Annotated in this window: 14 protein-coding genes; 10 read left to right on the top strand and 4 right to left on the bottom strand. The window is 62.4% G+C overall.

Going from position 1 to position 14,112, the window contains the following annotated elements; genetic code table 11:
• Positions 1-13: 13 nt before the first annotated feature.
• The 7 genes from PSV38_RS03970 (at position 14) to PSV38_RS03940 (ending at position 6,032) form a co-directional block, all read left to right on the top strand.
• Complete coding sequence (locus PSV38_RS03970; protein WP_300545101.1) at positions 14-598, top strand: YqgE/AlgH family protein; 585 nt, start codon at positions 14-16, stop codon at positions 596-598.
• On the top strand, positions 595-1,008 hold the full coding sequence (gene ruvX / locus PSV38_RS03965; protein ID WP_300545100.1) for a Holliday junction resolvase RuvX: 414 nt from the start codon (positions 595-597) through the stop codon (positions 1,006-1,008). The genes PSV38_RS03970 and ruvX overlap by 4 nt, the downstream gene beginning before the upstream one ends.
• Positions 1,009-1,524 (top strand): bifunctional pyr operon transcriptional regulator/uracil phosphoribosyltransferase PyrR, encoded by a 516-nt coding sequence (gene pyrR, locus PSV38_RS03960; protein ID WP_300545098.1) that lies wholly within the window; start codon positions 1,009-1,011, stop codon positions 1,522-1,524.
• Positions 1,521-2,492, top strand: coding sequence for an aspartate carbamoyltransferase catalytic subunit (locus PSV38_RS03955; protein ID WP_300545096.1), 972 nt, complete (start codon positions 1,521-1,523; stop codon positions 2,490-2,492). The genes pyrR and PSV38_RS03955 overlap by 4 nt, the downstream gene beginning before the upstream one ends.
• A complete protein-coding gene (locus PSV38_RS03950; RefSeq protein ID WP_300545092.1) occupies positions 2,489-3,814 on the top strand; it encodes a dihydroorotase in 1,326 nt (441 codons plus the stop codon). Before PSV38_RS03955 ends, PSV38_RS03950 begins: the two co-directional genes overlap by 4 nt.
• A 63-nt stretch (positions 3,815-3,877) precedes the next feature.
• On the top strand, positions 3,878-4,600 hold the full coding sequence (locus tag PSV38_RS03945; RefSeq protein ID WP_300545090.1) for a lysophospholipid acyltransferase family protein: 723 nt from the start codon (positions 3,878-3,880) through the stop codon (positions 4,598-4,600).
• 205 nt (positions 4,601-4,805) lie between these two features.
• Positions 4,806-6,032 carry a fatty acid desaturase gene (locus PSV38_RS03940; RefSeq protein WP_300545087.1) on the top strand — a complete coding sequence of 409 codons (1,227 nt, stop codon included), beginning with the start codon at positions 4,806-4,808 and terminating at the stop codon, positions 6,030-6,032.
• Between the two features lie 170 nt (positions 6,033-6,202).
• Here PSV38_RS03940 and rpmG read toward each other — a convergent pair whose 3' ends face one another.
• The 3 genes from rpmG to trxB all read right to left on the bottom strand — a co-directional run bounded on the left by rpmG (position 6,203) and on the right by trxB (position 7,799).
• Positions 6,203-6,373 (bottom strand): 50S ribosomal protein L33, encoded by a 171-nt coding sequence (gene rpmG / locus PSV38_RS03935; protein ID WP_230181974.1) that lies wholly within the window; start codon positions 6,371-6,373, stop codon positions 6,203-6,205.
• A gap of 15 nt (positions 6,374-6,388) precedes the next feature.
• Positions 6,389-6,622 carry a 50S ribosomal protein L28 gene (rpmB, locus tag PSV38_RS03930; protein WP_230181975.1) on the bottom strand — a complete coding sequence of 78 codons (234 nt, stop codon included), beginning with the start codon at positions 6,620-6,622 and terminating at the stop codon, positions 6,389-6,391.
• A 220-nt stretch (positions 6,623-6,842) separates the two neighbouring features.
• The gene (gene trxB, locus PSV38_RS03925; RefSeq protein WP_300545080.1) at positions 6,843-7,799 is read right to left on the bottom strand and encodes a thioredoxin-disulfide reductase; all 957 of its coding nucleotides are present in this window, start codon (positions 7,797-7,799) and stop codon (positions 6,843-6,845) included.
• A gap of 187 nt (positions 7,800-7,986) precedes the next feature.
• Here trxB and PSV38_RS03920 point away from each other — a divergent pair, with 187 nt between their 5' ends.
• The 3 genes from PSV38_RS03920 to lolA all read left to right on the top strand — a co-directional run bounded on the left by PSV38_RS03920 (position 7,987) and on the right by lolA (position 11,858).
• Positions 7,987-8,658, top strand: a complete 672-nt coding sequence (locus PSV38_RS03920) for a cyclic nucleotide-binding domain-containing protein (protein ID WP_300545078.1) — start codon at positions 7,987-7,989, stop codon at positions 8,656-8,658.
• Positions 8,659-8,892: 234 nt separating this feature from the next.
• Positions 8,893-11,187 carry a DNA translocase FtsK gene (locus PSV38_RS03915; RefSeq protein WP_300545551.1) on the top strand — a complete coding sequence of 765 codons (2,295 nt, stop codon included), beginning with the start codon at positions 8,893-8,895 and terminating at the stop codon, positions 11,185-11,187.
• Between the two features lie 20 nt (positions 11,188-11,207).
• Entirely contained in the window at positions 11,208-11,858 is a 651-nt protein-coding gene (lolA, locus tag PSV38_RS03910) for an outer membrane lipoprotein chaperone LolA (RefSeq protein ID WP_300545076.1), read from the top strand.
• A 24-nt stretch (positions 11,859-11,882) separates the two neighbouring features.
• On the opposite strand, the gene PSV38_RS03905 is transcribed toward lolA, so the two are convergent.
• A complete protein-coding gene (locus PSV38_RS03905; RefSeq protein WP_300545074.1) occupies positions 11,883-13,640 on the bottom strand; it encodes a DEAD/DEAH box helicase in 1,758 nt (585 codons plus the stop codon).
• Between the last annotated feature and the right edge of the window lie 472 nt (positions 13,641-14,112).

The following is a 14,112-nucleotide window of genomic DNA, read 5'->3' as shown; positions in this document are numbered from 1 at the left end:
CTAAAATCATGGCATGTCTGAAGGCGCACCCTCTATCGATCTGAGCAACCAGTTCCTCATTGCCATGCCCGGTATGACCGATGGCAACTTTGCGGGCGCGGTTGTTTACCTCTGTGAACACACTGAAAACGGGGCTTTGGGCCTCGTCATCAACCGTCCCATCGACATCAATCTGCGAAATTTATTCGAAAAAGTGGACTTGAGCCTGGACCGCGAGGACCTGGCGTCCCGGCCAGTCTACTTCGGCGGTCCGGTGCAGACTGAGCGCGGCTTTGTCCTGCATGACAGCCTTGACGCCGAAGGCGGTCACTACAGCTCCACTTTGAAGATCCCGGGTGGCCTGGAAATGACCACCTCGCGCGATGTGCTGGAGGCCCTGTCCAACGGCGCCGGGCCCAGCCGGGTCTTCATCACCCTGGGCTACGCAGGATGGGGCGCCGGGCAACTGGAGGACGAGTTGGGCCGCAATGGCTGGCTCAACGTCAACGCCGAGCCCGCCGTCATCTTTGACACGCCGGTGGAAGAGCGCTACGACCGGGCCCTGTCTCTGTTGGGCATCGACCGCAGCATGCTCACCTCCGAGGCCGGACACGGATGAGCGTGGCGGTCCAAAGCTACTTGGCCTTCGACTACGGCCTCAAGCGGGTGGGCGTGGCCAGCGGCAACACCTTGCTGCGACAGGCGCAGCCCTTGCGCACCATCGCCGCCGAGGGCGATGCCCGCTTTGCGCAGATCGGCAGCCTGATCGACGAATGGCGGCCGAATGCCCTGGTGGTGGGCGTGCCTTTCCACCCCGATGGCGCCGAGCATGAAAATACCCTGCGCGCGCGCCGCTTTGCCCGCCAGTTGCAAGGCCGCTTCAAGCTGCCGGTGCACGAGGTGGACGAGCGTTACTCCACCACCGAGGCCCACGCGGATGGGGCCCGGGACCTGGACGCCGCGTCCGCTGCCATCCTGCTGCAGCAGTTTTTCAACGAACATCCTGAATTTTCCGAAAAAGGGGCTTGAGTGAGCGATCAGCAAAACACCTTGCACCTGGACGCTGAGGCGCTATACGCCAACCTGCTGTCCGGCGTTCGCCGCATCGTCACGGCGGACACCGCCCTGGTCGGCATCTGGTCGGGCGGCGCTTGGCTGGCCGAGCGCCTGAGCCAGGACCTGGGCCGCACCGAAGCCCACGGCGTCATCTCCTCGGCACTGCACCGTGACGACTATGGCTCGCGCGGCATGGCCGCCACCACCGACGCCACGCAACTGCCTTTTTCCGTCGAAGGCCGGCACATCCTGTTGATCGACGACGTGCTTTACACCGGCCGCACCATCCGCGCTGTCATCAACGAGATGTTCGATTTCGGCCGCCCGGCCAGCGTCACCCTGGCGGTGCTGGTCGACCGCGGCGGACGCGAGTTGCCCATCGAGCCGGCCCTGTCCGCCGCCCGCATCACCTTGCCGGCCGACCAGCGCGTGTCCCTGGTGCGCGCCGACGACGGACGTTTCCAGTTCCAATTCGAGAGGGTCGAATGACGACCGCCAAGCTGCAACGCAATCCCCAGCTCAACGGCCACGGCGAGCTGATCCACCTGCTGTCCACCGAAGGCCTGCCCAAGGCCGTGATCCACAAAATTCTGGACACGGCCGAGACCTTCCTCAGCGTCAATGACCGCGAGGTCAAGAAGGTGCCGCTGCTGCGCGGCAAGAGCGTGTTCAACCTGTTCTTCGAGAACAGCACCCGCACGCGCACTACCTTCGAGATCGCGGCCAAGCGCCTGAGCGCCGATGTGATCAACCTGGACATCGCGCGCTCGTCGGCCTCCAAGGGCGAAAGCCTGCTCGACACCATTGCCAACCTGAGCGCCATGCACGCTGACATGTTCGTGGTGCGCCACGCCGAGTCGGGCGCGCCTTACCTGATCGCCCAGCACGTGGCCCCGCACGTGCACGTGGTCAACGCGGGTGATGGCCGCCACGCGCACCCCACGCAGGCGCTGCTGGACATGTTCACCATCCGGCACTACAAAAAAGACTTCAGCAACCTGACTGTGGCCATCGTGGGCGACATCGTGCACTCGCGCGTGGCCCGCTCCAACATCCACGCCTTGACTACGCTGGGCGTGCCCGAAGTGCGCGTCGTCGGCCCGCGCACCCTGGTGCCGGGCGACCTGCGCGAGATGGGCGTGCGCGTCTGCCACGACATGGTCGAAGGCATCAAGGATGCCGACGTCATCATCATGCTGCGCCTGCAGAATGAACGCATGTCTGGCGGCATGCTGCCCAGCGCGGGCGAGTTCTTCAAAGAGTTTGGCCTGACCCAGGAAAAGTTGGCCCACGCCAAGCCCGATGCCATCGTCATGCACCCCGGTCCCATCAACCGGGGCGTCGAGATCGAATCCGCCGTGGCCGATGGCAAGCAAAGTGTCATCCTGCCCCAGGTCACCTTCGGCATCGCGGTGCGCATGGCGGTGATGTCGATCATCGCCGGGAATGAAGCATGAAAATCCTCATCAAGAACGGCCGCCTGGTCGATCCCGCGTCAAGCCTCGATCAAATCGGTGACCTGGCCATCACCGGTGGCCGCATCACCGCGATCGGCGACGCCAAGACCGACTTCACGCCCGACCGAATCATCGATGCCACCGGCCTGATCGTCGCCCCTGGCCTGGTCGACCTGGCCGTGCGCCTGCGCGAACCCGGCCACGAGCACGAAGGCATGCTTGAGTCCGAGCTCGCTGCTGCCGCCGCTGGCGGGGTCACCAGCGTGGTTTGCCTGCCCGACACCGATCCCACCCTGGACGAGCCTGGCCTGGTCGAGATGCTCAAGTTTCGCGCCCGCAAGCTCAGCCGCTGCCGCCTGTTCCCCTTGGGGGCACTCACGCGCGGCCTCAAGGGCGAAACCCTGACCGAGATGGCCGAGCTGCACGAAGCCGGCTGCGTGGGCTTTTCTCAAGCCGAAGTGCCCGTGCGCGACACCCAGGTGCTTCAACGCGCCCTGCAATACGCCGCCACCTTCGGCTACACCGTCTGGCTGCGCCCTCAGGACGCCTGGCTTGGCAAGGGCGTGGCCGCCAGCGGCCCAGTCGCCACGCGCCTGGGTCTGTCGGGCGTGCCCGCCAGCGCCGAAACCATCGCGCTGCACACCATCATTGAATTGGTGCGCGCCACGGGCGCCCGGGTTCACTTGTGCCGCATTTCCAGCGCCGCTGGTGTCGACCTGGTCCGTCAGGCCAAAGCCCAGAGCCTGCCCATCACTGCCGACGTCAGCATCAACTCCCTGTTGTTGACCGACGTGGACATTGGCTACTTCAACTCGGCCATGCGCCTGAACCCGCCATTGCGCCAGGGCCGCGACCGCGACGCCCTGCAAGCCGGACTGGCCGACGGCACGCTTGATGCCCTGGTCTCCGACCACACCCCCGTCAGCGAAGACGAAAAAACCTTGCCTTTCGGCGAAGCCGAACCCGGTGCCACGGGCCTGGAGCTGCTGCTCAGCCTGGCCCTGAAATGGGCCGGCGCCGAGCACCATGAACCCGCCCATCCCGCCAGATTGCGGCAGGCCCTGTCGGTCGTGACCGCAGGTCCGGTCAAAGTTCTGGGTGATGCCTTGGGTTCGCTGTCTTCCAGTGCCGGACGCCTGGTGCAGGGTGGGGTGGCCGACGTCTGCGTTTTTGATCCCACGGCGCGCTGGCAAGCTGTTCCGAGCATTTTGACCAGCCAGGGCAAGCACACGCCCTTCGCGTTCGAGGTGTCAGGCACAGACCTGCCTGGCCGGGTCCGCTTGACCTTGGTGGCAGGGCAAGTCGCCCACGAAGCTGTCTAAGCTGTGCCCGACAAAGCCTTTTCCGCGACAGCACCGGTGAGTCGCACTTGGTCAAGCTGGGTGATGGGACCCTGGCGCCTGTTGGGCATCGTCGGGCACATCGTGCGCGGGCTTTGGCTGGCACGCATTGCGTATGTCGACCGACCTGCTGATGAGCGGGATGAGACGGTGCGCCGCTGGTCGCAGCAGATGCTCAAGGTGCTGGGCGTCACCTTGGTCGTCAAGGGACACCCCCGCCCTGGCGCCAAATTGGTGGTGTCCAACCATGTGTCCTGGCTCGACATCGTGGCCATCAATTCGGTCGTGCCCTCGCGCTTCGTCTCCAAGGCCGAAGTGGCAGGCTGGCCAGTTGTGGGCTTCATGGTGACCGCCGCCGGCACCTTGTACCTTCAGCGTGAGCGCCGCCGAGACGCCATGCGCGTCCTGGGTTTGATGTCCAGTGCGCTGCAAAACGGGTACACCGTCGCCGTGTTTCCCGAGGGCACCACGGGCGATGGCCACAAGTTGCTGCATTTTCACGCCAACATGTTGCAGGCTGCGATCGACGCCAAAGAGCCGGTGCAGCCGGTTGCGCTGCGTTACTGCGATGAGTTGCATGACATCAGTCCGGCCGCCGCTTTCGTGGGCGATACCACCTTGTGGCAGTCCCTGTGGGGTGTGGTCACGGCCCGCCAGTTGACGGTCCACGTGACGGTGCTGCCCCTGCAGGCGGCCAGCCATGCCGATCGCCGAGCCTTGGCCGAGCTGCTCAGCAGCCAGATTGGCGATGCCCTTGACGGGAATTGAACCGGCCGGAGCCTTTTTTTCCGGCGCCCAATATCCGGCGTTGGAAACAAACTTGGATAGCGTGGAAAATGCCGCAGGTCCCAGGACGGCACGAGGGTTGCCACGCTGATTGGAAGGCGCCGCAACCCCTATTGTTTTGACACGAGAGCGCACCCATCTACCGCGAGCCGCCTACAATGGCTGGTTCCGTTCGAAAGGTTTTTGAATGTTTGATTTTCTGTCCATGGGTGCAGTCCACGACACGCTCGTGCAATGGTCGATTGATGGGATTCTTCAAGCCAGTTGGTGGCAAGTTCTGGTCGCCACGCTCGTCTTGACCCACATCACCATCGCTTCTGTCACGATCTTCCTGCATCGTGCTCAAGCGCACCGCGCCCTGGAGTTGCATCCCCTCCCGTCGCATTTCTTCCGCTTCTGGCTTTGGTTGACGACCAGCATCGTCACCAAAGAGTGGGTGGCCATCCACCGCAAGCACCACGCCAAGTGCGAAACCGAAGAAGACCCCCACAGTCCGGTCGCCCACGGCATCAAAACTGTGCTCCTGCGCGGTCGCGAGTTGTATGCCGCCGAGGCTGAAAATCAGGAAACTCTGAAAAAATACGGGCACAACACGCCCAACGACTGGGTGGAAAAGGTCGTCTACACCGGCAAAGCCAATTGGGGTGTGATCCTGATGTTGTTGCTGGACCTGTTCCTGTTCGGCGCCATTGGCATCACGGTCTGGGCCGTGCAAATGCTGTGGATCCCCGTGACGGCGGCGGGCATCATCAACGGTCTGGGCCACTGGTGGGGTTACCGCAATTTCGAGGCGCCCGATGCCTCCACCAACATCTCGCCCTGGGGCATCATCATTGGTGGCGAAGAGCTGCACAACAACCACCACACCTACCCCACCTCGGCCAAGCTGTCGGTCAAGCCTTACGAGTTCGACATTGGCTGGGGGTATATCCGTGCTCTGGAAATGATGCACTTGGCCAAGGTCCGCAAGACCGTTCCTCGTCTGATGCTGGGCGATATCCGTCCGGTGGCCGATGCCAAGACGTTGGAGGCCATCGTGGCCCACCGTTACGAGTTGATGGCCGGTTACGCTCGTGAAGTCAGCGCCGCCTGCTCGGCCGAGTTGGCCAAGCTGAAAGCTGGCGGGCAGGAAGCCGCTGCCGACAAGTTGCAGCGCGTGCGCCACTGGCTGCACCGCGATGACGACAAGGTGCCACAAGGTTTGCGCAGCGAAATCTCTCAAGCGCGTGAAGCTCATCCCAAGCTGGACAAGCTGATCGTGATGCGCGAAGAGTTGCGCGCCCTGTGGACGCGCACCAATGTGTCGGCCGAGCAATTGGTGGTCGATCTGCAGGGCTGGTGTCAGCGCGCCGAAGCCAGTGGTGTGGCCGCCCTCGAAGACTTCTCCCGCAAGCTGCGAGCCGCGCACGCCTGATAGATGCGAGCAGGCGAGAGCGCTCCCTGCGCTCTCTTCCTATGTGATTCATAAGCCCCGCAGTGCGGGGTTTTTTCATGGGTGGCAAGCATTGCCTTTGCCATGCGGCCATGAAAAAACCCGCTGAGCTTGCGCCGAGCGGGTTCTTGCGACAAGCAAACCAGTCTGAATTACTTCAGCTTGATTTCCTTGTAGGCCACATGCTTGCGAGCCTTGGGGTCGAACTTCATGAATTCCAGCTTGTTGGGCGTGGTCTTCTTGTTCTTGGTCGTGGTGTAAAAGTGGCCGGTACCCGCAGTGGATTCCAGCTTGATCTTTTCGCGTCCGCCTTTAGATGCCATGATTCAGCTCCCGGATCACAGTTGGCCACGGGCACGCAGGTCGGTCAGGACCTGGTCGATGCCCACTTTGTCGATCAAGCGCAAAGCCGATGTGCTGATGCGCAGACGCACCCAACGGTTTTCGCTCTCGACCCAAAAACGACGGTACTGCAGATTAGGCAGAAAACGACGCTTGGTTTTGTTATTCGCGTGAGAAACATTGTTTCCCACCATCGGGCCCTTACCCGTGACTTGACAGACGCGTGCCATGACGCTTCTCCGTTCGCTGTGATTGCGCTTGTTGCCGCTGCGCTTTGTGTGACGAAGCAGTGATCAGAACAAGGACTCAAAATTGAACCCTTGGGTCATCACCCTTCCGGTGACGGCGCCCAACTCATGAAAATCATGAAATCAAGCACCGAACACCGGGACGAATTTTGCAAAGACTGAGATTATAACCAAAAACTCAAGCTCTGCCAACTTCAGTGCATCAAGCGCTGCCCTGCTCCAGGAAACGCTGGGCATCCAGGGCCGCCATGCAGCCTGTTCCAGCGCTGGTGATGGCCTGGCGGTAGATGTGGTCCTGCACGTCGCCAGCCGCAAAAACGCCGGGAATGCTGGTCATGGTGGCCATGCCGTTGCTGCCACCCTTGGTCAGGATGTAGCCGTCCTTCATCTCCAGTTGGCCTTGGAAGATGTCGGTGTTGGGCTTGTGGCCAATGGCGATGAAGCAGCCCTTGAGTTCCAGCTCGGTGGTGCTTTCGTCCACGGTGCTTTTCAGGCGCACGCCGGTCACGCCGCTCTGGTCACCCAGCACTTCGTCCAGGGTCTTGAACAGGTGCAGTTCGATTTTGCCCGCAGCCACTTTCTCGTGAACCTTGTCGATCAAGATGGCCTCGGCGCGGAACTTGTCGCGGCGGTGGATCAGGTGTACCTTGGAGGCAATGTTCGACAGGTAAAGCGCTTCTTCCACAGCGGTGTTGCCGCCGCCGACCACGCAAACGACAGCATCGCGGTAAAAGAAGCCATCGCAGGTGGCGCAGCCGCTCACGCCGCGGCCCATGAAGGCTTCTTCAGAGGGCAGCCCCAGGTACTGTGCCGAGGCTCCGGTGGCGATGATCAGCGCGTTGGTGGTGTAGGTGCCGGAGTCACCTTTGAGCGTGAAGGGGCGTTTGGACAGGTCAACCTCGTTGATGTGGTCGTACAGCATCTTGGTGTGAAAGCGCTCGGCGTGCTCCTGAAAGCGCTGCATCAGCTCTGGGCCTTGAACGCCGTTCACGTCGGCTGGCCAGTTGTCCACTTCGGTGGTGGTCATCAGTTGTCCGCCCTGGGCCATGCCCGTGACCAGGGTGGGGTGCAAATTGGCGCGGGCAGCGTAGATGGCGGCGCTGTAGCCGGCGGGGCCCGATCCCAGGATCAGGACGTTGCTATGTTGGGCGGTAGACATCGTTTTTCCTTGTGGTGTTCAAACTGTGCGGGTTTCCAGCCTCATATTTGGGCTTGGATTAGGGTTTGCAATCGATAAAGTGCCTACAAATTCCTGGAGTCCTGCCGAAAATTGTAGGGACTGGTGATTTGTCTCACACAGATAAGGTGAATGGTTCACCTCGAATTCATCCAATGAGGAGCTTTCCATGGCCATGCTGTCCAATCTCGACCTGATCCGGCGCGTACCGCTGTTCTCGATGCTCACGGCAGCACAGGCCGAGGCCATCGCAGAGGGCGTCGTCAAACGCCGCTATCGCCGTGGGGAGCTCATCGTCGAGCGGGGTCGCAAGACCAATTCTCTGTTCATTCTCCTGACGGGCCGCGCCCGTGTGGTGGCCTCGGACGAGCGTGGCCGTGAAGTGATCCTGGCGGTGCTGGAGGCCGGTGACTACCTCGGTGAAATGAGCCTGATCGACAACGACCCCCATTCGGCCACGGTTCGCGCCGAAGTGCAGACCGATGTGCTGGTGCTGGGACGTGCAGATTTTGCCCGTTGCTTGCCTGAAAACTCCAGCCTGTCCTACGCAATTTTGCGCGGCCTGGTGCAGCGCCTGCGCAATGCCGATCGCCAGATTGAATCCCTGGCCCTGCTGGACGTTTATGGCCGCGTGGCCCGCGCCCTGCTGGACATGGCCGACGAAGACGACGGTGCCAAGGTCATTCGCGGCAAGGTGTCTCGCCAGGATCTGGCCAAACACGTGGGTGCCTCGCGCGAAATGGTCAGCCGCGTCATGAAGGACCTGGAAGAGCGTGGCTTGATCGAAACCCAGGAAACGGGCAGCGTGGTGCTCAAGGAGCGCTTGGTGGCCACCGCTTGACGCGAGTCCCCCCAGCCTCCCTTGCTTTGAAAATGCCCGCACAATGCGGGCATGACTTTTCCGTTGGGTTCACTCCGCCATGAGGCGTCTGCGGACGCCAAATCCGACCGACGCCCGGACGCTTCTGCGTCTGCGCGCGTGACTGGGCGACTGCACCGCAGTCCCGTCGTGGTGGTGCCCGAACCGCCCGGCCCACCGCTTGAAAATACCTTTCGCTTCCAGGCTGGCTTGCTGATGGGCGGCGTGCTGCTGGTGCTGGCCTTGCTGTCCCTGGCCAGCCACAGTCGGCTTGATGCGGCTTTCACCACCTCGGGTTTGAACCAGGATGCCGCCAATTGGGGCGGGCACCTGGGCGCCTACGCCTCTGATGTCGCTCTGTTTTTGTTCGGACAATCCGCCTGGTGGGGGCTGATCGTTGGCGCGCGAGTCTGGCTCAGTGCGCTGGCCCGTTGGTTGCGTCGTGACACGGCGGTTTCCCTCATTCCTTCTGGCGCATTGCCACTGAGTCAGTCGGCAGATGCGCGGCCCTCCCGCTGGTTGTTCTGGCTGGGCGTGATCCTGTTGATGTCGGCCAGTTGCGCGCTTGAATGGTCGCGCCTGTACCGGCATGAAGCCACTTTGGCCGGAGAGCACGCTGGTGGCATCCTGGGCATGACCTTGGGTCAGTTCGGCCACAAATGGCTCGGCTTCAACGGCTCGGGCGTGGTTTGGATCGCCTTGCTGATTGCTGGCTTGTCGCTGGCCCTGCATTTTTCATGGTTGGACATCGCCGAGCGCATTGGCGGCTTGTTCGAGCGCGTCCGCGAGCGCCGAGAGGCCAAGCGCGAAGAGGCCGTTGATCTGCGCATCGGCGAAGAAGCCACCATCGAGCGCGAACGCGTGGCCGAAGAGATCCGCCACGAGCAGCCGCTGGAGCCCATTCCCCTGGTGATCGAAAAGCCGATGGTCGAGGTGCCCAAGTCCGACCGCATCATCAAGGAGCAGCAAAAGCCGCTGTTCTCTGACATGGCCGACACCAAGCTGCCGCAGATCGCGCTGCTGGACGCTGCCCAGGGCCGCATGGAAACCGTGACGCCCGAGACGCTGGAGATGACGTCCCGGATGATCGAGAAGAAGCTCAAGGACTTTGGCGTGGAAGTGCGCGTGGTCGCGGCTTCGCCCGGCCCGGTCATCACGCGCTACGAGATTGAACCGGCCACGGGTGTGAAGGGCTCGCAGATCGTCAACCTGGCCAAAGACCTGGCGCGCTCGCTGTCGCTGGTGTCGATCCGCGTGGTTGAAACCATTCCGGGCAAGAACCTGATGGCGCTGGAGCTGCCCAACGCCAAGCGCCAGATGATCCGCCTGGCCGAGATCCTGGGCTCGCAGGTCTACAACGACGCGCAGTCCATGCTGACCGTGGGCCTGGGTAAGGACATCATCGGCGCGCCCGTGGTGGCCGACCTGACCAAGATGCCGCACTGCCTGGTGGCCGGCACCACCGGCTCGGGCAAATCGGTGGGCATCAATGCCACGATCTTGAGCCTGCTCTACAAAGCCGAGGCGCGCGATGTTCGCCTGATCCTGATCGATCCGAAGATGCTGGAAATGAGCGTCTACGAAGGCATTCCGCACCTGTTGTGCCCGGTCGTGACCGACATGAAACAGGCGTCCAACGCGCTGAACTGGGCGGTGGGCGAGATGGAGCGCCGCTACAAGCTCATGAGCAAGATGGGGGTGCGCAACCTGGCTGGCTACAACAAGAAAATCGACGAGGCCGCCTCGCGTGGCGAGCATCTGCCCAATCCCTTCAGCCTGACGCCAGAGTCGCCCGAGCCGCAACAGCGCATGCCCTTCATCGTCATCATCATTGACGAGTTGGCCGACCTGATGATGGTGGTGGGCAAGAAGATCGAAGAGTTGATTGCCCGCCTGGCGCAGAAGGCGCGGGCTTCGGGCGTCCACCTCATTTTGGCCACGCAGCGCCCCAGCGTTGACGTGATCACAGGGCTGATCAAGGCCAACATTCCCACGCGGATCTCCTTCCAGGTCAGCAGCAAGATCGACAGCCGCACCATCCTTGACCAGATGGGCGCCGAAGCTTTGTTGGGGCAGGGTGACATGCTTTACCTGTCCTCAGGCAGCGGCTTGCCAGTGCGCGTGCATGGCGCCTTTGTCAGCGACGACGAAGTGCACCGCGTGGTCGAGTACCTCAAATCGCAGGGCGAACCCAACTACATTGAGGGCATCCTCGAAGGTGGCGTGCTGGACGGCGACGCTGGCAGCGATGGCGCGCCAGGCGGTGGTGGCGACTCTGAATCCGACCCCATGTACGACCAGGCTGTGGCCATCGTGCTGCAGCACCGCAAAGCCTCGATCTCGCTGGTGCAGCGCCATCTGCGCATCGGCTACAACCGCGCTGCTCGTCTGCTGGAGCAGATGGAAAAATCAGGCCTGGTGTCCAACATGGCCACCAATGGCAACCGTGAGCTGCTGGTGCCCAACCGCACTGGCGATGGTGGTGCAACCGCCGCCCCCTGGGACGCTTGATGACGATCAATTCGACAAATATGATGACCCCGTTCAGATGGAGATTCGCGGTGCTGAGCCTGGCCGTCGGTGCCTTGCTCACGCCCCTGGCCCACGCCGATGGCGTAGCTTCCTTGCGCGCTTTCGTCAAGGACGTGAGCACCGGCCGGGGCAACTTCACCCAACTGGTGACTTCACCCGATGGCAAGAAGACCCGCAAGTCTGCTGGCAGTCTTGAGTTCCAAAGGCCCAATCGATTCCGCTTTGCCTACAGCACACCGACCGAACAGTTGATCGTGGGCGACGGCCAAAAGGTGTGGCTGTGGGATGCCGACCTGAACCAGGTCACAGTGCGGCCCATGAGCAATGCATTGGGTGCCACACCGGCGGCGCTCCTGTCGGGCGGATCGCTGGACAAGGACTTCACGCTGAAGGACGTGCCAAAGGCATCCGCCTCAGGCGCGGATTCAAATTTGGAATGGGTGGAAGCGGTACCACGCGACAAGGACGGACAGTTCCGTTCGGTGCGGGTCGGGTTCAAGGCGGGTGTGTTGGCCGCGCTGGTGATCGAGGACGGCTTTGGTCAACGATCAAGACTGGACTTTGCCCAGTTTGAATCACGGGTGACTTTGCCAGCCACCCGTTTTCAATTCACGCCCCCGGCAGGGGCGGATGTGCTGGACCAACCCTGAGGTCAGTCCAGTCTGACTGATTGATCAGTCTTCGCGCTTGAAGCCGCCACCTTGGCGCTTCGGGCCACCGAAGGAGGGCTTGCCGCCGAACGAGGGCTTTGGGCCACCGAAAGAAGGCTTGCCACCAAACGAAGGCTTGTTGGCGCCGAACGCGGGCTTGTTGGCGCCAAACGAAGGCTTGCTGTCGCCACGGGGGCCGCCACCGAAAGCAGGACGGTCGTCACCACCGGCAGGGCGGAAATCGCCACGCGGTTGATCGCTGCCGAAGCTGGGGCGGCTGTTGTAGCCACCTTCAGCGGGGCCATCACGACGCGGGCCACGGTTTTGATAACCGCCGCCGTTGTTGTTGCCGCCACCGAAACCACCACCGCCGCCACCGAAGCCGCCTTCACGAGGGGCGCCGTACGAACGGCCGCCACCACCAAAGCCACCTTCACGGGGGCCGCGGTGACCGGGCATGGGCTTGCCAGTGCGCATCGGTCCGCTGGACTGCATCGGGGCCTTGGGTTCCAGGCCGGCGATGGTCGCCACGGGGATGTTCTGCGTGGTGTAACGCTCAATGCGGCGCAGCATGGGGATGTCACGGCGTTCGGCGATCGTCACGGCCAAGCCACTGCGACCGGCACGGCCGGTACGGCCAATGCGGTGAACGTAATCTTCAGGCTTCATGGGCATGCCGTAGTTGATCACGTGAGTGATCGTGGGCACGTCGATGCCGCGGGCGGCGACGTCGGTGGCCACCAGGATCTTCAATTGACGTTGACGCAAGGCTTGCAGCACGCGGGTGCGGCGGCCTTGGGGCATGCCACCGTGCAGGGCGGCGACTTCGTGGCCCAGGTCGGCCAGACGGTCGGCCAGGATGTCGGCGTCGCGTTGGGTGCTGGTGAAGATCACGGCTTGGTCGACGTCACGCTGGGTCAGCAGGCTGTCCAGCAGGTCGTTCTTGTGCGCGAAGTGGTCAGCGTAGTGCAGGCGCTGTTCGATGTTTTCATGGCTGTCGGTGTGCGAGGCCACGTCAATGCTTTGTGCATCGGGACGGGTCAAGCGCGCGGCCAGCTTGCCAACGTGACCGGCGAAGGTCGCGCTGAACATCAGGGTCTGGCGATCGGCGGGCGTTTGAGCAGCGATGTGTTCGATGTCTTCGATGAAGCCCATGTCCAACATGCGGTCAGCTTCGTCCAAGACCAGCACTTCCAGGTTGGACAGCACGCAAACGCCGGTGCCCAAGTGGTCGATCAGGCGGCCAGGGGTGGCGATCAGCACATCCAGAGGACCACGCAGGGCCTTCAGTTGAGCTGCGTAAGGCACACCACCAACGACGGTGGCAACGCGCAGGCCTTGCATGTGGCGACCATAGGTCGATGCGGCCTTGGCGACTTGCATGGCCAGTTCGCGGGTGGGTGCCAGGACCAGGATGCGGGGACCATGGACCGTGCCTTTTTCGCGGCGCTTGCCATCGCCACGGGCGGTGATCAGGCGTTGCAGTGCGGGCAACATGAAGGCGGCGGTCTTGCCGCTGCCAGTGCTGGCGGCGACCTTCAGGTCGGCGCCATTCATGGCCATGGGAATGGACTGGACCTGCACCGTGGTCGGTTGCGTGTAGCCGGAGTCGGTCAATGCCTTGATCAGCATGGCGTCCAGACCCAGGTCCGAGAAACGTGGGCCACCGGAAGTATCGGTATCGGCTTCTTCGGGGGCGTTGACGCCTTCAGCTGCGTCGAGTTCGCGGGCCAGCACGTCGAGCTTCGACGGTTCGGCAACGGGGTTCAATTCTTCATTCATGATTATTCTTTCAAGCCAGGACAAAGCGCTGCCGCTTCCGGCGAAGCCAGAAGGCAAAAGCGCTGCGACCAGGTGCCAACGAAATGGTTGGTCAACCTGGAACAGGTGAGGTCGCTGTGGATTCGTGTCCGAATCGCGTGACAGGGCGGATGGCTGGGCAGCCAAAGCGCAAGGCGTCACGGTGAGCCGGTTTGGAAAGCGACGGCATCGCCGCCAACCGAGACTCAAGACACGACTATCAGTTGACACCCGACGGTGCAACTCGGCTTGAAAAGGTCAGAGGGGATGAACGAAAACTCGGGTAGCTGTTTTGCCTGAAAATTCAGGCGAGCAGTTATCGGGTCAACCCGCATTATGTCATGGCCGGTCACGCTTGTCTAGTCACGATCACAGATTCGGCTTGAACCCCCTCAATGCAAGGGTCCGGTCTGCAGCGGCGACAATGACCGCATGCAAGAAAGCCTGTCTTTGC

The sequence above is a fragment of the Aquabacterium sp. genome, assembly GCF_029946005.1.
Classification (GTDB): Bacteria; Pseudomonadota; Gammaproteobacteria; order Burkholderiales; family Burkholderiaceae_C; genus Aquabacterium.
Note: the sequence above shows the minus strand (reverse complement) of the source record. Positions and strands in the feature narration are given on the sequence as shown.